Raw genomic sequence first — 23,938 nt, forward strand, 5'->3', positions numbered from 1 at the left:
TTCTGCGGACTGTCTTTGCTTACACCAGAGATGTACAGAGCGTGCCTGTATCTGCGGAATGCGTCCCAATAGTCCTCCCAGCTCATATTGTTATCGCAGAGCCAACTGTAGCCCTTGAACATACTCTTGGTTAGGATAATATCAACGTCAGCAACCTTGTGCTCAACTCCCCAGATGTCGGTGAGCGTTACAACTCCTGCGCTCTTGAAAAAGTCGTGAATATCTATCTGATGCAGCATTCCCTTGATGTACGGCAGTCGTATCTGAAACGAGGTATGCTCGCCGTTCAGCTTTTTATTGATGACCTTGGCGAACTCCTTGGAGATAATGCCCTCTCCGTCATAACCGAGAATATCCACACTCTCCCTGTGCTCAACACGATGATACTTCCGAACGGCATTGTCGCTGCCATCGTCTTCAACAGTGATAACATCTGTGTCGTGAACAGTGTGTTTTTGATTATCCACAACGATAACTCTGTGCGGCTTGTCGATGTTTATTCCATCAACACGAATGCCGCCTGAGAGCATAAGTCCGTTGTATGCGTACAGCTTGCTGAGCTGACACTTGGTTATCTCCATGCCGAGGCGAATGCGCTCTGTGACCTTCCAGAAAAGGTCCTCACGGATAAATGACAGCACAGCATTTCTGCTCATGCTTGCGGAGCGCTCAAACGCAACGTACTTGTGCATACCGTTGCCGAAGTCTATCTCCACACCTCTGTTCGTGAAAAGTGCCGCAGCCTTCTCTTGGAGCTGTGCATAGTAAGGGTGCGATGCGTCTCGGTCAAACACCTGTGAGAAGTCTGCGTAGAAAATAACATCGGAAAGGTCCGTCACAAGTTCAGCGCCGTCATATTTGAAATCGTCACCGTGCAGCACGCACATTATCTGATAGAAAAGTGCGTTGTCGTCCTGCTCGTGTGCGGAGTGTTTTAGACAGCTCCGCAGTGCGTTTTTATCTATAACGGTTTTGTAAAACAGTCCGTCAGGCTTGGAGCAGTTGAGCATTGCTCTGACGGACAGATCATATATCCTGTATTTCATGGTCTCACCACCTGCTAAAAGTATATCACAAAACATACCAAAATGCAATAAGGATACTGCTCCCACATTTTTATTCCGAAACGCTCATTTTTGACTGAAAAACATTCAAAACTGTAATAATAACAGCTTTGAGTTGAAATGTCTGCAAAGCTCTATTCTATGCGATTTGCGGTCAATATCAGTTTCCTGTGAGAAAAGGTCAGTTCTCATAATAATCAATTTGTGTTTCGGAAAATGTTTCAGAGCAGTCAAAAAATTATGCAAAAACAGTTCGATTTGCATAAAGGATACTGCTCCCACATTTTTATGAAGAAAGGATGATTTTTATTGACAAAAAGAATTGAAATCGAGTTCAAAAGCAGCGTCGAGATAATGAACACTCCGATGAAAAAGAGACGCTTCATCGTTGATGAAATGATCTATCCCGGTCTCCATGTACTGTCAGGTGATCCGAAGATAGGTAAATCGTGGATGATGATGGATATGTGTCTTGCGATTGCCAAAGGTGAAAAGTTTCTTGGACGCAAAACAGAACAAGGTCATGTGGTGTACATGGCACTTGAAGATACGTCTGACAACTTACAGACGCGAATGTATGAGCTGACAGATGAGCCGACGGATAATCTGCAATACGTTTTGCTCGTCAACACTCTCGGTAACGGTCTCGAAGATGACCTTCGCAAGTGCAAGGAAACATTCTCAGACCTGAAGTTGATAGTCATTGATACTCTGCAAAAGGTGCGCGAAACTGTTGACATGAAATACGGCAGTGATTACAAGGACGTGTCAACGCTGAAATCTATTGCTGACGAGTTAGGCATCGCAATAATTCTTGTTCACCACAACAGAAAGCAGCAGGACTCCAATCCGAACAACATGATACTTGGCACGAATGGTATCCCCGGTGCATCAGACGGTTGTCTTGTACTACAGAGAAACGGAGATAGCAAGAATGCTATACTGAACATCAGTGGTCGCGGAGCACCGTCGCTCGACATAAATGTTATCAGGGACGGAGCAAAGTGGAAACTGCTTGATAAGCCGCCCGATGACAAGCCTGATAACTTCCCGTCTGTGATACATGATTTTATGCTGGATCAAAAAGAGTTCCGCGGAAGTGCGTCAGAGCTGTGTGAACTGTTATGCAAAAAGTTTCCGTCAGAGGAATTCAAAAACAACTGGATGTACCGAGAACTATTGCAGCACAATGAAGAAGTTCACTCGCTCGGTATCAGCTATGGCAAAACAAAAAGAAACGGCACTCGCAGTATCTGTGTCCGTTACGAAGCTGATAGGGACAGCAGTGGCAGTAAATTACTGTACCCTGAAAGTGGTGCCCCTGCCGTCCCTGAAACGTCTTCAAACGCTGATATATCTTCGCAAACCGTTACTCCTTCTGCCAGTGATGTTAAAACAATTGCTGTCCCTGTTGGTGATAAACTTATTGAGTGGGCAGCGAACCGAATCACTGAAAAGTTAGCGGAGCAAGGTATTGAAGTCGAGCCATTTCAGCCGTGAGCCACAAAAACGCCCGTTTTTGCCGCCGATACAGAAATCGGGTAGTTATCCCAACTGCGGCGGTGAAAGCGATTGTGGCGCAACGTGGAGCGAGTGCGGCGATACTGCACAGATACTATCGGCAGAGGGAAAAGTGGCGGTACCCGAGAAAAAATAGTCTCTTTGAGACTGCAAGCATAGCAGCTGGCATTCCGCCTGCCGCCTTGCTTGTCGGGCAGAAGCCCGAACCCACTTACGGCGAGCCGCCGCTCCCAATTGTGCCTCCGCATAGTCCCTACGGACAGGAAGTATAATTGTCGGCACGCCGAAACATTTTACAAAACGGAAGAAAAGGAGGGATTCTATGAGACGGAGAAACACAACCATAGCGATACGCTGCACAGAGGAAGAAAGCAGGCGTATCCATGAGCTCGCTGATAGGCATGGCTTGAGGCTCAATGACTTCATTATGCGGTGCGCTCTCGGGAAGAAAATCGTTGTCGCCAACGGCATCGATGAGATAGTCAGGCAGCAGAAAGCTATCGGGCGAAACCTCAATCAGATAGCTACACTGGCAAATATGGACAGGCTGACCGCCGTGAATTTTCAGCCGCTCCTTGATGAGCACAGGAAGGTCACGGAGCTGATAGGTCGGCTGCTTCGGGAGGTGAAATAGTGGCAACGGTCACAGCGATAAGCACAAAGTGCGGTGGCGGTGGAAAGAAAAGTCTCGACTACATCTGCCGCGATGACAAGACTGAGAATAAAAAGTTAGTGACGGCTCTCAACTGTTCGCTGCCCACTGCCTATCAGGAGTTCAAAAATACCCGTGAGATGTACAACAAGACTGACGGTGTGCGTTACTATCATTTCGTTCAGTCGCACCCAAGCGGCTATAATATCGCTCCCGAGCTTGCTCACAAAATAGCTGTTGAGTTTGCGGAGCGAGCGTTCAAAGGTCACGAAGTTGTAGTGGCAACTCACACAGACGCAGACCACATACACTCGCACTTCGTACTCAATGCAGTCAACGCCGAGACAGGTCTGAAGTACCACTCCAACAAGTTCACACTGCAAGACCTGCGGCAGCTCAGCGATGAAATATGTCAGAAGTACGGTGTAACAACTCTCAGCAAACCTGAGATTCACAAGCAGAGTAATGGTATCACTAACGGTGAGTATCGTGTTGCAATGAGAGGTGAGAGTTGGAAAATGAATCTCATCAATACAATAGATGTGGTCATGAAAAGAGCCAAGAGCAAGAAACAATTCCGCTTTTACATGAAGCAGTGTGGCTACGATGTGAAATGGGAAGATAGCCGAAAGTACATCACATACACTTGTCCCAACGGCAGGAGATGCCGTGACAATAAATTACACGAAGCGAAATACAGGAAGGAGAATATGGAATATGAATTCGAAATACGAAGAAGCGAAAGAAGCCTCCAAACAGAATTTGGAGGAGACACAGGACATACCAACTATGGTCTGCGTACAGGAACACAACTGGCTGGCGCTGATCTCGCAGCTGAAACTTCTGACAGATACGATGTTCGATGTCAAGGCTCAGACAGACGAGATAATGACATATGCACAGATGAAACAGTACCTGCAAAATCAGCGGACGATATACAATCAGCTGCTGGAACAGGGGAAGGAGATACAGGAGCAGACGTCACAAAACGTGACGGCAGAGGTGTCGAAGCTGGATCAGGCGGCGAAGGACCTCGTATCACAGGCTGGGAAGCTGAACGAGCGGACCTTATCGCAGCTGAAATGCTCCGAAGAGCAGAGCAGAAGTCACGGCTTCAGACTGCTCCGACTGGTGGTGCTGATAGAAGTGCTGCACCTGATATCGTCGGTGGCATTGCTGCTCTGGCTTCGATAATCGAGGACGAGCCTGCTGATGATACTGAGTGCGCTCGGGAGCATACCGACAGCAAGGCACTTGCCGAGGAACGGGAGCGAAAGGAAGCTCACGGAATACACATGGGGTGACTATGACTCAGGGATAAAACGTCCGTGAGTTATTAATGGACACTCCTTTGAAATGAACGCTGAACGAAATGTTCACCGTGCTGCACTAGCCCTGATTCGGGGCAGGTGTGAACGATTCGGTGCTGTTGACAAACTGGTGTTTTGCAATAAAAAACAGCCCGAATAGCGTTCGGACTGAAATAGTAGCTGAATATTGGCGAGAAAAAAGTATCTCTACAAGCCTTTTTAAGTTTAAGGCGCAGGCTGATAAGAGGCATTGCTCAGTAACTCGTTCAATGCCTCTTTTACGGGTGCGTCTTAAATTATGACGTTCTTTTTGATGAGAGAAATTTCCCTCGCACCATATCTTTCGTAGACGCATTGCTTCACGATATTCAGGTGAATTTAGATTTTCTCTCTGAATTGCTCTTGCTTTTTCATGAAGCGTACGCTCTATTGTTCTCGGATTTTTTGATTGTCCATTGCACTGTGCTCTATATGGACATGAAGAACAGTCTGATTTTTTTGCACTATATCTCTTACGCCTATCCTTTTTTCTGTATCCCGAATAGTGCAGCACTTTGCCAGCCGGACAAACATAAATGTCTTGTTCTTCATCGTAGGTAAATACTTTGGGATCAAAATCCGGTTCATAATTTGGAGTTCCGGAGCGCTTACGTTCAGGTATATAGGTTTTTATACCTCTGTTCAGCATTGCATTGTGTACTTCACCGCTGTCATAGCTTGCATCTGCACAAATGGCTTCTGTTGTCATATTGAACTTATCAATCTGATATTCCAATCGTGCAGTATGTGGTGTGCTGTCATGAACATTACCGGCTGTAACAAAAACATCAGTGATCATTCCATGCTTTGAATCACAGGTCTGATGATCAAGATAGTGGAATCCGATAGGTTTACCCGGACGTTTCATCAGTCCGCATTCAGGATCGGTAATGCTTTTTGTGACCTCTTTCGTTTTGGTAGTATCGTATTCGACAGGCTCCTTGATAAGGCCAAGCTCATACGCCTCACGATCAAGTTTCTGCATATATTCACTTGGAGTATCCGGCACTTCAATAACCTCGCGAAGATCATTTCGGGCATTTGCTCTGATATGTGTGGAGTCAGTCAGAAGTAGTTTTCCGTCAATAAGACCAGCCTCAATGCACTTGCGAACGATCTCATCAAAGACATCTCTGAAAATTGTTGTACCGTCAAATTTCCTGCGTCGGAGCTGTGAGATAGTGGAATGATCAGGAACACGTTCGTCAAAATCAATTCCTAAGAACCAGCGGTAAGCAATATTAACAGTGATCTCCTGTTCGAGCTTGCGCTCTGAATCAATGCCGTAGATATATCCAATCAGCAGCATTTTTATCATTACAACAGGATCAATCGCAGGCCTTCCTGTATTTGAATACAGATCAGCGACCTTGTCATAGATGAAATCAAAATTTACAAGTCTATCAAGATCTCGCAGAAAATGCTCCTGTGGCATTAGTTCTTCAAGTGTCACAAATGACATTTTCATTTGCTTGCTTTCGGCTCTTTTTAACATCGCTGCTACCTCACTTTCGATACTTTTATTATACCATATTCAGCAGCAAATGTCGAGGGTTTGTCAACAGCACCGAAACGTTCAGTACCTACAGGCGATGCCAAAACGGCAGCGCCTTCAAATCATCCATATTGGAAGGTATGAGCTGACAGAACGATTCGTTCGGTCAGTAGACGAAGTAACGAAACGTGACGGCGTCTCAATCACCAAAGGGTGTCCCCAAACGTGACATCCTTTGCAATAAGGGTATCGTGAAAACCGATACCCTTGTAGTGGTTGTGCTCAGTATCAACAGCCAACATTCGTCCAGTATGGTGAATGGATTCCGACAGTGAGATGTGGTATGATTGTTGGTCAGGAGGTGACCGCGGCGATGAAGTTGCAAGATCTATACTATGGAAACGTCATACCGTGTCAGCACGATGTGAGAAGGGACTCCGATTATGCAAAGCGAAGTCTGGAGCTGCTGGAGATGTGCGACACACTGAAGAAACGGCTGTCGGCTGACGATAAGAAGCTGCTGAACGAGATAACGGATATGCAGGGAATGCTGTCCGAAACAATGGCAGCGGAGAGCTACATACAGGGCTTCCGTGACTGTGCCGAACTGATAATTGATGTGATGTTCGGCAGGAGCGAGAACCTGAAATAAAATCATAACAATCAAATGGAAAGGGTACGCTAAAAACGTACCCTTTTACTTTATCAAAAAGGAGAAAGTTAAAATGAACAATTCAATGATTATGATCATGTTTAGAATACTAAAGAGAGGTGTTAGCTATTGGCAGATATTGAAAAGATGTACGACAAGATGTTTACCGATTATCCCGACGTGGTGAGTGTTCCGCAGCTGATGAAAATGCTGTCGGTAGGCCGCCATGCTGCTTATGAATTAGTAAGCAGCGGCGAGATACAGAGCTTCAAGGTCGGAAAGAATATAAGGATACCGAAGATAAAAGTTATTGAATACATACTCGGAGCAAGGAGGTGCTGCCTATGAAAAATGTGACAGGAAGTCTGCAAACCAAGCGTGGCAAGTACTATGCTGTGCTGAATTTATACGACCACACAGGTAAACGAAAACAGAAATGGGTATCCACGGGATATGAGATCAGAGGTAATAAGAAAGCTGCGAAAGCCTTCCTTGACGAGCTGCTTGTAGCTTACAACAAGAAACAGCAGGCGGCACTGAAAGTTATCTCAAAGATGAAACACCCCGAGCAGTTTATAAAGGAGCAGAGCCGGATAATGGCTCTGCCTCTGTTTTTATACATCGAAGAATGGATCGACCACTCGTCTGTGAAGCTCCAGCCGACTACTATTGACGGTTACAGACAGCTCTGCAACGGCAGGATACGGACGTTCTTCGAGAGTCGCGGAACTATCGTTTATGATCTCACAGGCGAGGATCTGAACGAGTTCTATGCTTACCTTACAAGGCAGGGACTGAAAGGTGCGTCTCAGCAGAGGTATCACGGACTGATACATTCCGCATACAGCTTTCTAATGAAGCACCAGTACATTGACAGCAATCCCTGTGATTTCGCCGACCGTCCAAAGGCTGAAAAGTACCGTGGAGCATACTATAATCAGTCGGAGTTGACGGAACTGTTCCGTGCTGCGAAAGAGAGCACGATATACATTCCCGTGCTTCTTGCTGCATATTACGGACTTCGCCGCAGCGAGGTACTCGGTATCAAGTGGAGCAATATCGACTTCGGGAACGGCACCATCCGCATTGCTCACAAGGTCGTGGAGCAGAAGGTGGACGGCAAATATCAGACAGTCGGGCACGACAAAATGAAAACGGAGTCCAGCAACAGGATACTTCCGCTGATGAAGGAAGTGGCAATGGCACTGCGGAGGCTGAAGCTCCATCAGGACGAGCAGCGCCGTTTATGCGGTAATTCTTACGTTCACGAATACGATGACTACGTCTGCGTGAATGAGATAGGTCAGCTTCTCAGACCAAATTATGTTACGGCAAAATTCAGTGAGCTGCTGAAAGAAAACGGCTTGAAGCACATACGCTATCATGATCTTCGCCATAGCTGTGCCAGCCTGTTACTTGCAAACGGAGTGCCGATGAAAGAGATACAGGAGTGGCTGGGACACTCGAACTACCGCACAACAGCCGACGTTTATTCTCATCTTGATTTCAGCAGCAAGGAGCATTCGGCGGAGATAATCTCCCATGTACTGGCGGTGTGAGGTTGACATAATCAGTGTGGTGATGTATAATATAAGTAAGAAAAATCGGAATTTATCAAGCTATCTGCTAAAGAAAGGATGAGGCAGCGACTATGATTGAGATTTCCTATCTACAGATGTTTTTTTTTATAACTCTCATTTGGATAATTGTGCGATTCATAATTGCAATCAGATTCAAGAAGTTTTCGGTAAAACGAGAACTACAGATGCTTCTTGTATACATATGCCTTGTAGTTATTGCAAGATTTGTATACTTCCCGTTACATTTTGTTGATGGAAAAATAGGTACACTAACGATTGGATTTTCAGAGACACCGTCTGACATGATAAGTTTAATCCCGTTCTTTTTTCTCTTTGACAGATATGATGGATGGCTTATCAATATTATCGGGAACATAGCAATGTTTATACCTGTAGGAATAGTATGGCCTATCTGTTTTCGCAAGCTTGATAATATCAAAAAAACAGTGTTCGCAGGGATTTGTTTTATTATCTTTATTGAGCTGTCCCAACTGCTATGTCCCGAAAGGCATACAGATATTGATGACATAATATTAAATACGAGCGGTGTTATGATTGGAGCGTGTGTCATATTTGCTATACGAAAAGCCACAAATTCTGATTTATAATAACAGCCGGAAAGCTAACAACTTTCCGGTTTATTTTTTTGCTCCCGCAAATGTGTCTGAAATCTTAATTCTGAGTCCGAATATTGCTTTTCGGGACAGGTTGTGGTATACTGTAGTCGCTGAAGCGGATTTCCGAAACAGGAGGTAAAAATGAAAGAAGTAACAGGAAATCTGCAAGTAAAAAATGGCAAGTACTATGTGCTTGTGAATCTGTACGACCGCAGCGGCAAGCGTTCCATAAAGTGGGTAGCACTGGGGCTGGACGCAAGAGGCAACAAGAAAGCTGCCAAGGCTCGTATGGCGGAGGTGCTGGAGGAGTACAACCGCAGTCAGAGGAAGCTGCTGAGAACTATCAGCAAGAAGAAAGCTCCCGAGAAGTTCATTCAGCAGCGGGAACAGGTGCAGTATCAGTCGCTGACAGAGTTCCTCACTGACTGGATAAACCTGTCGTCAGACAGGCTTCAGCCGTCCACGATAGACGGCTATATGAAAATGGTGAACGGCAGGATAACCGAGTTCTTCGGGAACAGCGGTATAACGATAGGTGACCTTGCAGGCGAGGACCTTAACGACTTCTATGCCTATCTTGAAGACTCAGGCTTGTCGGGAGCGTCAGCTTTGCGCTATCACGGACTTATCCACGCAGCATTCAGCTACGCGGTGAAGAAGGAGCTCCTCGATGATAATCCTTGCGACCACGCAGACCACCCGAAGAGGGAGCGCTACCGTGCCTCATTTTACAGTGAGGAAGAGCTGAGAGACCTGCTTATTGCGGCGAGGGAAAGTCCCATATACATTCCCATAATGCTTGCGGCTTACTACGGACTCAGACGCAGCGAGGCTCTCGGGCTGAAATGGAGTAACATCGACTTCCAGTCCAAAACCATTTCCATATCCCACAAGGTAATCGAGGCTAATGTGGACGGCAAATATCAGGCAAAGGGCTTCGACAGAATGAAGAACCAGTCCAGCAACAGGACACTCCCGCTCATTGAGGACGTCGAAAATAAACTGCTTTACCACCGACAGCAACAGTCTATGAATGCGGCAGTTCTCCGAGGTGCGTACTGCCATGACTGTGATGATTACGTCTGCACTGATGCAACAGGTCAGCTTATGCGTCCGAACTTCATATCAGTGCAGTTCGGAAAGCTGCTCAAGGACAACGGATTCCGACACATACGTTATCACGACCTGCGTCACACCTGTGCAAGCCTGCTCTTGAAGAACGGCATACCAATGAAAGCGATACAGGAGTGGCTGGGACACTCAACATTCGAGGTAACAGCCAACATTTATGCTCATCTGGACTACTCCAGCAAGGAGAGCTCGGCGGCAAAAATGGCACAGCTACTTGCAATTAGCGAATAAAATAAGTCCTGCACAGAACTTTTGACAGTTCAGCACAGGACGCACAAAATATCCAAGTGTTAGAAAAGTGTTAGAAATGAACAGCCGTTCATAAATGGCAAATGCCGTAAACGGCGAGTTTACGGCATTTTTTGGCAGGGGCAGAAGGACTTGAAGCTTCTATACCCTGCATCTTTTTTTGCCTATACTTCGGGGATTATCAGCTCTGTAAAATGAGCTGTGTGCAGTTCGTGTGCATTTGTAATTTATGCCGCACCATCACTTTTTTCAGTACGGGTATCGCGGATTACTTCATACATATATTCGTCGAATACTTTGAGGCTGTCACGAACTCTCTGCTTCGGAGTTCTTATATAGACAGCATCCAGAACCTTAGAGTTAGCCCAACCTCCGAGTTTTTCAAGGACTTCCTTCTCGACACCCAGTCCGTTCATTGTTGTTGCGAACTGAGCACGAAGGTCATGGAAAGTCATTTTTAAACCGTGCTTTTTGAGTAGTCTGTCGTAGCGGCGCTTCAGAGCACCATAGTTCTCATTTACGATAAAATCAGTATCACTGTTGTGAGGTACTTGCTGTATGAGGTTGTAGATATAGTCTGGAATAGGAATATCACGGGTAGATAATTCTGTTTTGTTGCGATTCTGTATAGTATCATGACCATTGATGCAAACCCTTGTTCGTCTGACTTTTATGTATCTACCGTTGTCGTCCTCATAGATGTCTCCGAATTGAAGGCCGCGCACTTCCGAGATTCTCATACCACCACACCACACTGAAAGTAGGCATGGAAGTTCAACACTGGATCCTATAATTACTTTCAGTACTTTATTAAGATCCGGGAGTTCTTCCTTTACCGTTTTAGGAGGTAATTTCAGTTTTCGGATTGAAGGAAGCTCAACATCAAATAACAGTGCTGCACTCCTAACTAAATCGTACCCAGTCTTTATAGACTTATAACCAAGCCCACGCTCAGCATCTATATTAATTGCACGCTGAACGTCGATTGTCTTGACGTCAGTAATATTAAATCCATATATTGCTTGGAGCCTGTTCTTAGCAGCAACTTCGTATCCGTAGAGGGTGGTTGGAGCGATAACATTACGTTTAGAATCAATATAGGCCTCGACCGCTTCTTTAACAGTAATCTTCGAGGGGGTAACATCAACATTTAGTCTTTTAAACTCTTCAACTGCAATGATTAGCTCTAACTCCGTATCACGAACAATGGACTTTCTCATTGGTTTGCCGTTTGCTTTTTTACCGTAGGTAACCTGTTTACGTAACTTACCATTAGGCAATTCTTGGAACTTCATAGTTATATTCGATTTCATTCTTATCAGCCTTTCTATAATAAGAAAGGCAGTATAACGATGTCCTCATTATACCACCTTTCAGTGCAAATGTAAAGAGGGGTACTTACAACGCCATCAGGTCGTTGAAGTCCATACCTGTGACGTAAAGGAGATTATCTACTCTTCCGAGTGTGACATTCTCTGCGGACTTATCGTACTCATGAAGAGTACGTTCGCCGACCTGAAGGTAGGAAGCGAGCTCCGCATCACTGACATCACGCAGGTTCTGCCAGTAGCGTATACGGGCCCATATTTGCTTGTAAAGCGTGATTCTTTTTGTGTTTTTAGCCATTGTGTTCACCTCCTTATCTGGGGTAACGTCCTGCACCAGCAGCTGCCATTATGCTATCTAAAGAACTGCTGGGAGCTGGCTGTGGATATGTTGCCTGTGGATTAGTATATGATTGCGCTTTGTTTTGATTAGATATGTAATTCAAATATTGGGTAAAAGCATACATTAAAGGATCCTCACCATAAGTAGTGGCGAGATTGTCGAGCTTTTCCAGGGTCAAGCCGTGCGCCGAGATATCGTATGATTTCAGTGTCCTGACGTTAACCTTAAGGCAGGCGGCGAGATCCTCGTCGGACATGCCAACTAACTTCTGCCACGCTCTAATCGCTAACCATAAATCTTTGGACAGCGGCGGATGTTTTGTAGTGATCATTGTTTTTACCTCCAAAATTGTTTTATTTGAGAGCGGCGCTAGGCCGCCCCAGTTATTCATTTTTATCGTAGTCAACCCACATAAGGCGGACGGTAGCTCTCGCCCATTATAGCTGTGATGAGTTGGATATTCCGCTTAAAATACTCACTATAAACAGAACCCATAACGGCACAGTTAAAATCGGGAAGCGTTCGGATAACGTTGATGTCGAGCTTTGTGAGCTCAGCAACAGCTTTTGTACACTCCTCACCGAGCGGTCTAAAGAGAATATGAGTTCCGCAATACTTATAGACCATTGTAAGACTTGCGTTAAGAAAATCTTGTGATGCAAGAATCACAGAAATGTTGTCTTTTCTTACCCTGCTCAGTATGTTGACGAGTGTACTGGTTTTATGATGATTAAAAGTTTGAACTTCATCAAGAATTAGTGTCATCGAACCATCTTTGTGCTTATCTTTATAAGAATACAGCGTATCGAAAAGCACATCGAAAGGATTGCCTTCTACGTTGATGGTTGCATCTCCAGATGATATAACGAATACTTTTCCTCTATCAGAGAGGAACTTATCCCAGCCCGGAGGCTGAACTCCGTTCCCACTCTCTTTGACCGTGCTTAATAATGCATCCAGCCTCGTTTTTAGCTTGCGCTCATCAGCATTCTCATCAAATCTTTTCGGAAGGTTGAAAATGCTTAGGTTGTTATTTATCTCATATTCTTTGAGCCATTCTTCAACCTTTGCCATCACTATAGCTTTTTGATTTGGACCAGTAAGATGCATTCCCGAGATTAAAAGACTTGACAGCCTTTGAACACGTTGAGTTATATCCTTACAGTCCTCAAAATTAAGAATATCTACAGGCCACCCCTGTGTAGACATATCCCAGAACGAGAAAGATTTATCGATTTTTTCAATAGGAATTCCATGGGCGATAAGTTCTTCCCGGCAGAATGAATTCGTTGGATCCATTACAACTACAAGATCATCAGCTTCTGCTCGCTGCAACACTTGCATCATTAGCCACGTCGATTTACCAGAGCCTTGGGCACCGGTCACAGCGATGAACGGAGTACCATGCTTATAATCTGTAATTACCTGCCCGGCATACATATCTAGTCGAGGATGCTTTATGAAAGGGAAGAAATGATCGATATGCTTATTCGGCTTGTGGAATAGATCAGAAGCTACTGCCTCATCAACTATCCTGTTAGCCTCAGGACTAAGTAAATCTCGCGAAAGTGAATAGAAGCGCCGCGTTTTACTTATACCGTCTTCAGTCTTAACAGTCCAAGTTTTTTGTTCTCCCTTTGACTTTTCGTCTTTAAAGAGGACGTCCTCGTCCTGAAGATATTGAAGTGCTGTATTTCTTCCAACTGATACGTCTGCTAAGAGTTCGTCATTCATTTTATCCTTAGTTACGTTGATTGAATCATCACTTGCAACTAAAACTCCATCAATAGTATAGAATGGTGGGCCATATTGCTTTCCTATAGTATTACTATCATTACAAATTAAATTGCTCAATGCAGTACCTACAGCTTTACAAACACTGCGCCCCATTGAAGTCCTCGACTTAGCCTCTGTACGAAGCCAATCTTGAACTCTTTGAACGGCAGCATCTGTTAGAACGCCGACTTCATTCATCATAATTGCAGTAGATAGAAGCATTACCGCCGAACTGCTTTGACTTCTCCTCGGAAGTGTGGAAACAATCTCTTTAGCGGTCGTTACCGCAGCTTTTATACGTTGCTTAACCGCATCAGGGTTCTGTTCCGCAAGCTTCACAACAAAATAGTCGAGTTCGCCCATCACTCTTTGAACCTGTTCAATGCTATCGACCTTGAGCCTATCAGCAATAGATAGCTGATGTATCTGGAACTCCTCTGGTATGGTTCCTGCATTATCTATCAACAAGACAGGAAGTAACCTTCTGAGGTCGTCATCAGCATATCCATTTTGAAGCAGCTCGTATAAATACTTTATTACCTTATTACGATCATGCATTGAGCATATAGTGCAGGAATGACGCATAATAGCCACACAGTCGACATAGTGCGTTATCTCCTCCTCGATATAGGGCATACGCATCGAGGAAAAGAGAGCTTCTGTTGATCTATGATTTTTATTTTGCGTCACCGCTATTATAGCTTTTGCAGTATCATCATCTGATGTCTCCATTACCAACAGTCTGTCCTGTAGAAGCCCTTCTTCCTTATATTGAGGAAGAAGCCGACTGGCTGCAGAAATAACTGTTCCTATTATATTAGGAAGGGTATCCGGGAGCAGGCTGTGATAGTCTGCCACAACATCATCGAACTTGCGATCTGTTGATTCTAAAGTTATATCGCAGAAGACGTTGTACATTTTATTGCACTTTTTCTCCCTAGTATCTTTCTTCAAGAACAAGCCCTCGAATTCGGGTCTCATCATTGCTGAATCAACAAAAATCCTTGAACCTTCTGGAGTCCAGTTCCAGCCAGCGTGTTTCGGTAGTGTAAGAAAACAAACCGCCTTACACAATCTCAACGCACGAAGAAAAGACTCATGATATAGATCTTTTCGTGCATAGCTCAATCCTCTTTGATGAAACTGAGTCTGCCTGCAAAGCTCAGAAGCCTCTATAACGCCATCCCAAAAAATCAATGGGTCAGCACGACCTTTCAAAAACACAACAAAAGCTAGGCACTTTCCAGGACCGCTGGCATTAACTATCAGGCAGCCGACAATAACAAAACGTGAAATCAACTTCGGTAAGCCGTTTTTCTCCCGCACAAACCATTTATCGTTTTGGTCGTCGAAATATAGCCTCGTATCTTCACCAACGGGATCGTTTAGAGCCCTATCTGGGATAAAACTGTTCGGAGAGGTTTCAAGTCCATTAATGATTATGCTTTCACTATTCAATGTTGACAAGCCGTATATTCTCCTGCCGTCTGCCAACCTGTATTCAGCTCTGACTTGCTTAACAGCGTCAGTGTGTGCATCTTCCTTTATCGCCGGCATCATTCCTGCAATCTCTTCGGTTACATTCTGTTTCTTTTGCGCTTCAATTTCAACTTCAATATCCCTTATGGTATCACAAGCATCGAGATAGTTATAGAAGTTTTCCTTTATACGATTTTGAATTTTGTCTGGTAACTCATATCCCATAATAATTCTCCTTTATTACTTTTAAGATTAACAATATCTATAGTTGTGGTGACAGTATGTACGCTTTGTCACCACCCGTGACAGTAACTTTTTCGTTACTGTCACGGAGGAAAATAACGATATACAGCGGATTTAGCGAGCTAACAATGCCCTTGTGACGGTAGCTTCATCCTTGTTATCATCCTTTATGTAATGAAGGATGATAATCCGACCCTGATGATTGCGTTTTACGGCAAATAAGATACCGTAGTATACCAGCTGATGACCTTGCTCTAAGAGGTCTCGAGTAATTCGGTTCGGATAAAATACATCGCTCGTTACCGATTTAAGCTCTTCGATTAATTCGGTAGCCGAACCTTCAAAGTGCTTCTTCTTGCGAATATAGATGTATACAGCGGCGAGAGTTTTATTCTCACCATTACTGTTCTCATCTGTAGCGCCTATAGCGCACCATCTCATCGCCTCTTTATCAAATCTGACTGCGATTTCAATGCTCTCAATCTCCCTGCCAGTACACATTAAAGTACCAGATCCAGAGCCTCGACGTTCTTCTGTTAAAAGAAGGAGCGCGTCAGCACTGGCGACAAAACCACCGCCACCGTAGATATTGTTTAGGGGATCACGATCTCGACTCTTGCGCATATGCATAACGAGCATTATGCAGATTCCCAGGTTGTTTGCCAGATCTCGCAATCCAGCTAACTCGCTATACTCGGCGCTGTAACTTGCCTTTGCGTTTTTACGTGCAAGCTGAAAAACGTCAATTACCACAAGCCTGAGGTTCGGGTGCTCGGTGCTGAAGTCCTCTATCTGTGACTCAAGTCCACCACCGATCTTGTCAGAAGCTAGAGCAAAGTGTAGCGTATCTGAAGCTTCCACATCCATCTTGAGCAGCCTGCCTTGCAAGCGCCTGTATGTATCCTCCAGAGCAAGATATAAACACTCACCCTGAGCTGTCTCACGACCAAGTACTGGTTGACCTGAAGCCACGCTTATACTGATATCAAGAGCCAGAAATGACTTTCCGACCTTTTGAGGGCCAGCGAGGATACATATTCCCTGCGGTATAAGCCCGTCAACAAGCATCTCATTGGGTGCATAGACCGTTGATAGAAGTTCTGTCGTAGTCTTTGTTTCAAGCTTTTGGCTCATGATAAACACTCCTCCTTAGGAAATCTAATTCGCGATTAACAGGCTCCCGAAGGAGCCAACTTATATAATCTCGAGTTTTCTCTTATTTGGAAAGTAATCCTTTATATTCCGCTATATTTATTTTATCATAATCTCATTAAAAGTTAAGAGAACGCTTCCTTCTCCCATATTATAACTTAGAATAGGCGTTTTATAAACAAAAAAACAGCGCCATGTATTGATACATGGCGCTGCTACGTTCTTGAAGGGAGAAGCGGTCGTTCTCGGTATTTTCAACAAAGTTTCTCTGTTGATTTTGTGTAAACCGAAAGGAGATAATCTACATATAAATGGGAGGAAGATGAAACTCTTTGAGGACATTATTCCATATCTCAAGTGTAGCATTTGTATTTTCAAGCAGGAACTCATACGCAGCTCTTTTCAGACCAACATCGGGAATGCCTCCTACCGACTTCTCTATTAAAAATCTGCTTACCTTAGGACCGGTTTGGCATCCTAGACAGCAAAGCAATACTTTTTCAATTGAGTCGGGTGTCTCTGAATTTCGATAATTCTGAATGGTTCTTGGACTGCATTCAATTCTTTCAGCAACTATTTCTTTGGTTAGATTCAATTTAGCCATTATATATGTTAAAGCAACTGAAAACTCCTTGATTCTCTCGCTATTAATGTCATCATATAATTGGGCATCTTTTTTTCGCCTATCAATTATGGTTTCTATTTTTCGAGAGATAATCAAATTACCATCTTTGTCATATGAATACTCAGATATGGCTCCATCAGCTTCATTGCATAAATACTTCTGCCCATAAAAAATATAATTATTAATTATATGGCTGCTGTAAAGGGTATAGAAAAGGCAGCACTCATCAGCATGTTCGCGAGCGTAGGCAGTAAGCTCATATGAGATCTGTCCGTTGTTTACTGTGGGCTTAATATACTTCGCATCATACAAGCACACAACATACCCGGTATATACGCATATTTTCGACTCAATAAGCTCAGCAAAATCCTTGTTCTCTCGCAGCAGCCTCTCATAATTTTTACGGTCAATGACGAAGGTCTCATTCTCTTTTAATGTGCCCTGTGTAAACGTGAACGGCTTATATGTACAGTCGTCAACAGTAACAAAAGTTCCCTCAGCGTAATCGTATCCCAACTGACGAAGGCGTTCCTTCACTATCACTTCAGGAACATTAAAGTCCCAAGAGAGTTTTTCTATCATATGATGATAATACATTCCGCTGAAAGGTTTATCGGTAGGATTATGTACACTTTCATCATTATTATACTCTTCTATAGCCTTTTCAACAAGATGCTTAGGCATAGCTACACGTATAGCAAGCTCGTTTGCCTGCCACTCTGCATACCAGTAGGCTCTGTCTTTTAGTGACATGGAATCATCAAACACGATAGGTTTAGATGAGCAGTTCATAAGTTGATAATTGTCGTCAAGAAGCTGACTTATATAAAAATACAATCTGTGCAAGTTCCAATGAACGAGCTCATGAGTAGCTACAATAATATCATCATAGCGGTTGTTATGGTTTTTATAGTATTCGCTATTGATAAGGATTACATTTGCAGGAATAAGTTCATCAGTGAAGCATTTGTTCATATCTCTGATATCGTAAATATCTGCTCTTGATGGTGTGAAGCGTATTTGCCCTAAAACACCATCATCAAGTTTAGCAGGCCACATCTTCAGTTTGTATTTTTCCTTGATCTCAATAACAGGGAACCAATACTTGTGCTCGGGATTTTTTTTGATTATAGCACATAAAATGCGATGGATTTTTTGTGCTTCTTCCTCAAGTGTATCACAGGTGATATCAGGTAACCCGAACAATGCAGGAATTTTTTCTTCATGGAGTTCCTTTTCAGAGATCTCTCCTGCGGAGATAAGATTGAGACCTGAAAAACCTTTTAATACATTTCCACTGAATAATATGCTATAATACGCTGAGGAAACGCTGGCGTTGTTATTGATGTAGACCTCTGCACTTACCTCCATACATACCATTGCAGTCGGGAGGATTTCTTCAACACAGCTAACTGTAATTATTGTAATATCTTTTAGGCAAACATTGTTTTTAACATTGCTATGAGCTTGGAAATATTCATTCGTTTTTTTTAGAATCTCATCTTTTCTATTTAAGCTAAGATAATCCTTTAAGCTTTCATACTGAGCCATAGCCATACCACCTTGTTAGAAATACCGTCAATTTCTTAAATCAAAAAAGCACATTCTCACCCAAATAACGAATTCTCAAAAAAATGATGGTGCATTATTTTCAAAAAGTGCCACTTTTCAGAAATTTAGGGACTTCATTTTTTCAGAATTTCGTAATTGACTCACCATTTGAATTCTTTATCTCTCAGCTCCCACTTCTGCGGGGGACGAGATTAAACACATTTTGTTGCTTAAATTATACCACAAACAAGCTCAGAAGTAAAGAAATATCAAATATAAATCACTGTATAAAAGCCGAGCCGCCCAATGGGCGGCCAGCAATAATACAACTAAGAAAAGAAAGTTTACATATGTATATAACTTGATAAACTAATTACACTCCTCTACCGAGCCTACGCTTCTGCATCTTCTTCCAAATCTGACGGCAAGAAATGCAAATATTCTTATCAATACTCAATACTTCAACGAGCAATTTCTGATCCACAATGTCAAGAGCCTCCTCGATATCTTCTTCGTTGCGAACAATTTCATCAATTTGCTCTAAAAGTTCATTTTTCAATGCTTCATCTATATTGTCAATAATCGGTAGCATTATATTACCGACTTCTCCTGGAAGAATTTCAAGAACACCGCCGCCATAGCTTCGCCCACATATTTCTGTGAACGCAAAAGATATACTATTGTAGTATGATAACAGGACATTTTCGGCATTAACACCATCATTGAACTTTATACGATGCATTGTATCAGTTGATACGGCTTTGCATCGGTTCAGTACAAACTTTGGATAGAGATTATTTCTTCTGAGGAAGAAAGCATCCGGTATCCATACCGATGGAACAATATACCACCTATCACGAATAGAACATTTATATCCTTTGTTTTCTTCGTTCTTTTCACCAAGCTCAATGTATTCCTTATGCTTAGCAGGATATTCTTCATAAGGAATATCAGGAAAACTAATGAGCATCGCTCTTTTATCAGCTTCTATGTTCTCCTGCCAATCTTTATCAGTAAAGTATATACCATGTGCGTGAGAACTTCGACCAATAAGCGGTAGTGTTACGGAAGATAACTCATATTTGTCGGTAGTTCCTTTGTCGACTGAAAAATATGTATTGTTACCTGTAGTAATACCTACATTAATTAGAGCTAAATCAGAAAATTTTGAGAATCGTTTATCATCACGAATAGATTGAATTACCTTTATTTCTTCTGCCGAAACAAAATATTTAGTCCATTTTTCCTTAACGTGTTTTAACTTCTGAAAGCCATTAGAGTTAAGGTCAAGTTTCTTAAAATCTTCGAGGTTATTAAGCTCTATGATTCTGATGCCCTTTTCCTCTTTGCCCTTTTCTCCGATGAAAACGAGTATCTCCTGTTCTATATCAGGGAATACGAGTTGCTCAAATGTCAGCAAAGTGATTTTTGAGAGCTGATTGGAAAGGAAAAGTCGCAAATCCTCAGCATAAACAACTTGAAGGATCTCTGCAGGAATAACAAATGCAATCTTTCCGTTCTCTGAAAGTAGTTGAACACAAGCAACAAGAAAAGCTACCCACGCATTTATCAGCTTATTAGACTTCATTCCATGAGAAGTCAGTATGCTCGATTGTATTTCACGCTGTTCTTCGGTAAGATACTGGTAGCGAATGTAGGGAGGATTTCCTAGGATGAGATCATATGTTTGTTTTCCATATACACGTTGATAGAAATCCAAGAAGTCCTCATTTAATACATGAACGTTCTTCTTATCCTTATAATTGTTACTCACTTTTTCAGCTTCATCATCTTCGATTTCAACAGCAGTAACATCCGGAATACTGTCAAGAAGATTTAAAGATGCAAGACTATCAAGGAATACACCATCACCGCAGCTTGGCTCTAATACGTTAGCTATATTTTGAGGTGCAACAAGGTTCACCATTGCATTTGCAAGTTGCAATGGCGTATAATATGCTCCTCTTAACTTCTGTTCGGAACTATCCTTTTTGAGCCTCATAATAAATACCTTCTTTAGAACTCTAATCTATATACACGAGAGATCAATTCATCAATCTCCTTAATAAGAGCTGTTTTTTGACGTACAAGGGTCGTTTCAATCTGTTTTGATGGCTTCTTACTAAGCTTATCATTGATGCCGTACACTTCTCGACTTGCTTCAACGACACGTTCATAAAGAGCCTTCTGCTTAGGATCATCAAAGTCGAGATTAACAAAAGGCAGTGAAGAAAGCACAAATGTACCTCTTGAAATAAAACCGCCTTCAAAGTCGCTGCCGACAATGTTGAATATCTTTTCTGTATAGGAATTGGCAAGCCAAGCCTGAATATACTCCAGTTTATATGGACTGCCTGACTTCTGTGCTACTGCACAATAGCCTGCCGTTCCACCGGAAGCGATAAGCATATCAGCTTTATCCATAGCATACATCGGGTTATCTTTCGCCATTACTTTGACAATCAACTTAGGCGTATCAATAAATGCTGTAAGAGCCTGTGTTCTTCCGTATTGATACCAAGTATCGGCTGTAGCATTGGGAACATCTCTAATACCTTCACTTGAAACGCACTTAGGAACTAACCTATCATAATAATCTAACAGATATGTGTATGCTCCGGGATAGTCAGATTTCATCGTATCAATCGGAATCAGATGTCCTTCTTCATCATAAGGGAATATGATCTTCTTATCTGTAGAAAGGCTATTGTAGGTTGTTAATCCTTTTTCGGCTTTTTTAGTGGGCTTGAAATACGGCTTAAGTATCTTCTTTTCAATAGAATATACTTTGCCGTCTTTTTTGACGGTTATGGTATTATCATCTTCGCTGATTATTTCCTCTCCTGAGAACCAATAGATCGGCTGTGGTCTTTCGGCACTGGTCTGTATACCATTGAAAATCTCAGCAAAACGGTCAAGCGGTTCAGATACAGGTTCGATTTTCTTGAGTATCTCTAAGAACTCAAAATCAGATGTGAGCTTCCACGGTAATTCATCAAGCAAAGAACTGTTAAGTTCGATACTGTCAGTAGGTTTACCGAGCCACAAATTGTTTGCCGAATCCACATTAGTATATTTGAAGCTGTCCTGTGCTTTCTTCTGCATAAGGATAATCGAACTGTAAATAGTTTTATCCTCAAATAGCTGAGCTGCTCCAAAATCATCAAGACTTACAAGATACTTTTCTTTTGCAATATAATCACGGAGTTTTGCACCTGCGCCTATCTTGAAAAACTTATTAGGTACGATATAGCAAACATAGCCGTTTTCTTTTACCCTCTGCAATGCTCTTTCCATAAAGATGAAGTATTTATCAAACTGCTTATAGGCGGTCTTATACTTCTTTTTATAGATGTCGAACTCAGGGGCAGGAATAAGAGAATGAATATCCTCAGTGGTGACATAAGGAGGATTGCCGACGATAGCATCAAATCCTTCGGCTTCAAGTTCGTCCCAATTAAATGGCACTATCTCGATAAGCTGTTCATCAGTGCATTTTATTCCTTTCAGTTCTGCATCGCTGACCAATGAATTACCATGAAGGATATTGGTGCTTAGATCAGGCAGGATTGGAGTTACAGTCTTAACAGAAGGAGCGGTTTCATTCTCTATCAGCTTTATCAGCAGAGAGAATTTTGCAACCTCAACAGCGTGTATGTCAATATCTACTCCATAAATGCAGGAGCAGAGGAGATTCTTCTTTTCTTCGAGGGGCAGCTTGTATCCGCCGTTATCTATCTCGATAAGATGCGACTTGTCATTTTCAAGATACCACTCTACGCAATATGACAGTAAATACTGGAATACTTCCTCCAGAAATACACCTGAACCGCAAGCAATGTCTGCAAGACGAAGTTCATATATCTCATCGGGTGTTTTACCGTCGCAAAGGCGATAAAGTGTTTTCTCCACCATATATTTTACAATCTCGGTAGGAGTAGTAACAACCGAACGATTAAGACAGTCTTTTTTCTGAGCCAGTCCTATTTTTCCGTCATCAAGTATGGTAAGCTGCTCTGTAAGGAACATCTCATATATCTTGCCGAGCATATTGGGCTCTATGATGCTGAACAGATACGGGCTTTGCGGATAGTACAACCCTTTTATCATATCTGCGATAACACTGTTATTGAGGTCAAAAATGATATAATCCCCGGAGAACATACCTGAGTTATAACGCTTGTCGGCATCACGGAAAAGTGCTTCCAATTCTTTATGAAGCTTATCGGGGTTAGTGATAGTATCTTTCAGCTTATGATACAAAGGAAGGTTCTTGTCCTCACATATTCTGATAAATACGATTTGGTTGATAAACTCCTGAACAACGTCATTCAAAACGTCAAGAGAAGCGTAGCGTCCGCCTTTTGAATACAGTTCATTACTTAATGCTACACGCCAGTCATTGATCTGTCTGAGGAACAGAACGTCCACTTGCTGCTTATGACTTCCGGCACCGACAAAAGTTTCGCTGAAATACTTATCGAACTCACCGCTGTAAACAGAATCTCTTGATACAAGCTTGGTGATCTCATCGAGCTTATCAACATATTCTGTGTACTTATAGATGCGATAACGTGAAACCGAGCATTTATCATTATCATGTGGCACAGTTGTAGTATCATAGATGATAAAATACTCAAAGTTAGTAAGAACAGCTATCTTGTGCTTTGCGTTCCAACCGTATTTTCTTGCCTGAACAGCAGGTGACGGTTCTTTGCTGATATCTACATGAGGTTTCTTGGCTTCAACAAAGAATTTTGATACACCTCTCAGTGTAAGAGAGTAGTCAGGACGGTCGCTTGAACTTGCGTGGTACTCCGCTATTACTTCTCTATACTGCGGAGCTAAACTCTTGCTGTTGGTAACGTCCCAGCCGAGTATCTCCAAAAAAGGATTAATGAATTCATCACGGCAGGAGTGTTCATTATATGTATCTCTCTTATATTCTTTATAGTTTTCATTAAACCGCTTGACAAGCTGTTTAAGGGCCTCTATCTTATCCATTGTGGTTACCTTTCACATAAGTAAAATCTTATAAAACAACATATTTACTCACTATAATTATAGCATAAATACCTTTTGTTTGTCAATAAGCATGCCCCTCTTTTGTTATTTCAAAAACAGGTACTGATCT

At 42.7% G+C, this 23,938-nt stretch carries 19 protein-coding genes; 9 read left to right on the forward strand and 10 right to left on the reverse strand.

The genetic code is table 11. The features are described from left to right. A partial coding sequence (locus BLW60_RS15405; protein ID WP_431768018.1) for an RNA dependent RNA polymerase occupies nucleotides 1-1,046 on the reverse strand: 1,046 nt, incomplete at its 3' end. A 327-nt stretch (nucleotides 1,047-1,373) separates the two neighbouring features. Here BLW60_RS15405 and BLW60_RS15410 point away from each other — a divergent pair. The 4 genes from BLW60_RS15410 (at nucleotide 1,374) to BLW60_RS15425 (ending at nucleotide 4,541) form a co-directional block, all read left to right on the forward strand. Then, nucleotides 1,374-2,564, forward strand: a complete 1,191-nt coding sequence (locus BLW60_RS15410) for an AAA family ATPase (RefSeq protein WP_074718970.1) — start codon at nucleotides 1,374-1,376, stop codon at nucleotides 2,562-2,564. After that, entirely contained in the window at nucleotides 2,539-2,721 is a 183-nt protein-coding gene (locus tag BLW60_RS16610) for a hypothetical protein (RefSeq protein WP_139283440.1), read from the forward strand. The genes BLW60_RS15410 and BLW60_RS16610 overlap by 26 nt, the downstream gene beginning before the upstream one ends. Before the next feature lie 186 nt (nucleotides 2,722-2,907). Then, nucleotides 2,908-3,219 (forward strand): plasmid mobilization protein, encoded by a 312-nt coding sequence (locus BLW60_RS15420; RefSeq protein WP_074718974.1) that lies wholly within the window; start codon nucleotides 2,908-2,910, stop codon nucleotides 3,217-3,219. Continuing rightward, entirely contained in the window at nucleotides 3,219-4,541 is a 1,323-nt protein-coding gene (locus tag BLW60_RS15425; protein WP_074718976.1) for a relaxase/mobilization nuclease domain-containing protein, read from the forward strand. The genes BLW60_RS15420 and BLW60_RS15425 overlap by 1 nt, the downstream gene beginning before the upstream one ends. Before the next feature lie 85 nt (nucleotides 4,542-4,626). Here the strand turns inward: BLW60_RS15425 and BLW60_RS15430 are convergent, their stop codons facing one another. Beyond that, entirely contained in the window at nucleotides 4,627-6,054 is a 1,428-nt protein-coding gene (locus tag BLW60_RS15430) for an IS1182 family transposase (RefSeq protein ID WP_207645950.1), read from the reverse strand. Between the two features lie 400 nt (nucleotides 6,055-6,454). On the opposite strand from BLW60_RS15430, the gene BLW60_RS15435 reads away from it, so the two are divergent. From BLW60_RS15435 to BLW60_RS15455, 5 genes are all read left to right on the forward strand, one after another. Beyond that, nucleotides 6,455-6,733 carry a DUF6809 family protein gene (locus BLW60_RS15435; protein WP_074718980.1) on the forward strand — a complete coding sequence of 93 codons (279 nt, stop codon included), beginning with the start codon at nucleotides 6,455-6,457 and terminating at the stop codon, nucleotides 6,731-6,733. Between the two features lie 129 nt (nucleotides 6,734-6,862). Further along, a complete protein-coding gene (locus tag BLW60_RS15440; protein WP_081348295.1) occupies nucleotides 6,863-7,081 on the forward strand; it encodes a helix-turn-helix domain-containing protein in 219 nt (72 codons plus the stop codon). Continuing rightward, nucleotides 7,078-8,292, forward strand: coding sequence for a tyrosine-type recombinase/integrase (locus BLW60_RS15445; protein ID WP_074718982.1), 1,215 nt, complete (start codon nucleotides 7,078-7,080; stop codon nucleotides 8,290-8,292). Before BLW60_RS15440 ends, BLW60_RS15445 begins: the two co-directional genes overlap by 4 nt. Before the next feature lie 206 nt (nucleotides 8,293-8,498). Further along, nucleotides 8,499-8,921, forward strand: a complete 423-nt coding sequence (locus BLW60_RS15450; RefSeq protein WP_242872900.1) for a VanZ family protein — start codon at nucleotides 8,499-8,501, stop codon at nucleotides 8,919-8,921. 150 nt (nucleotides 8,922-9,071) lie between these two features. Next, nucleotides 9,072-10,292: a tyrosine-type recombinase/integrase gene (locus BLW60_RS15455; RefSeq protein ID WP_074718986.1), complete on the forward strand. Its 1,221-nt coding sequence runs from the start codon at nucleotides 9,072-9,074 to the stop codon at nucleotides 10,290-10,292. 245 nt (nucleotides 10,293-10,537) lie between these two features. On the opposite strand, the gene BLW60_RS15460 is transcribed toward BLW60_RS15455, so the two are convergent. From BLW60_RS15460 to BLW60_RS15495, 8 genes are all read right to left on the reverse strand, one after another. Next, entirely contained in the window at nucleotides 10,538-11,605 is a 1,068-nt protein-coding gene (locus tag BLW60_RS15460; RefSeq protein WP_207645951.1) for a site-specific integrase, read from the reverse strand. 103 nt (nucleotides 11,606-11,708) lie between these two features. Continuing rightward, a complete protein-coding gene (locus tag BLW60_RS15465) occupies nucleotides 11,709-11,936 on the reverse strand; it encodes a hypothetical protein (RefSeq protein WP_074718990.1) in 228 nt (75 codons plus the stop codon). A gap of 13 nt (nucleotides 11,937-11,949) precedes the next feature. Continuing rightward, the gene (locus BLW60_RS15470; RefSeq protein WP_074718992.1) at nucleotides 11,950-12,309 is read right to left on the reverse strand and encodes a hypothetical protein; all 360 of its coding nucleotides are present in this window, start codon (nucleotides 12,307-12,309) and stop codon (nucleotides 11,950-11,952) included. 71 nt (nucleotides 12,310-12,380) lie between these two features. After that, nucleotides 12,381-15,458 (reverse strand): ATP-binding protein, encoded by a 3,078-nt coding sequence (locus BLW60_RS15475; RefSeq protein ID WP_074718994.1) that lies wholly within the window; start codon nucleotides 15,456-15,458, stop codon nucleotides 12,381-12,383. 132 nt (nucleotides 15,459-15,590) lie between these two features. Further along, complete coding sequence (locus BLW60_RS15480) at nucleotides 15,591-16,610, reverse strand: AAA family ATPase (protein ID WP_074718996.1); 1,020 nt, start codon at nucleotides 16,608-16,610, stop codon at nucleotides 15,591-15,593. 319 nt (nucleotides 16,611-16,929) lie between these two features. Then, the gene (locus tag BLW60_RS15485) at nucleotides 16,930-18,804 is read right to left on the reverse strand and encodes an ImmA/IrrE family metallo-endopeptidase (RefSeq protein ID WP_074718998.1); all 1,875 of its coding nucleotides are present in this window, start codon (nucleotides 18,802-18,804) and stop codon (nucleotides 16,930-16,932) included. Nucleotides 18,805-19,177: 373 nt separating this feature from the next. Then, nucleotides 19,178-20,806 carry an Eco57I restriction-modification methylase domain-containing protein gene (locus BLW60_RS15490; RefSeq protein ID WP_074719000.1) on the reverse strand — a complete coding sequence of 543 codons (1,629 nt, stop codon included), beginning with the start codon at nucleotides 20,804-20,806 and terminating at the stop codon, nucleotides 19,178-19,180. A 14-nt stretch (nucleotides 20,807-20,820) separates the two neighbouring features. Continuing rightward, complete coding sequence (locus tag BLW60_RS15495) at nucleotides 20,821-23,808, reverse strand: Eco57I restriction-modification methylase domain-containing protein (RefSeq protein WP_074719002.1); 2,988 nt, start codon at nucleotides 23,806-23,808, stop codon at nucleotides 20,821-20,823. Between the last annotated feature and the right edge of the window lie 130 nt (nucleotides 23,809-23,938).

It is taken from the genome of Ruminococcus flavefaciens, from assembly GCF_900108555.1.
Taxonomy (GTDB): domain Bacteria; phylum Bacillota; class Clostridia; order Oscillospirales; family Ruminococcaceae; genus Ruminococcus; species Ruminococcus flavefaciens_P.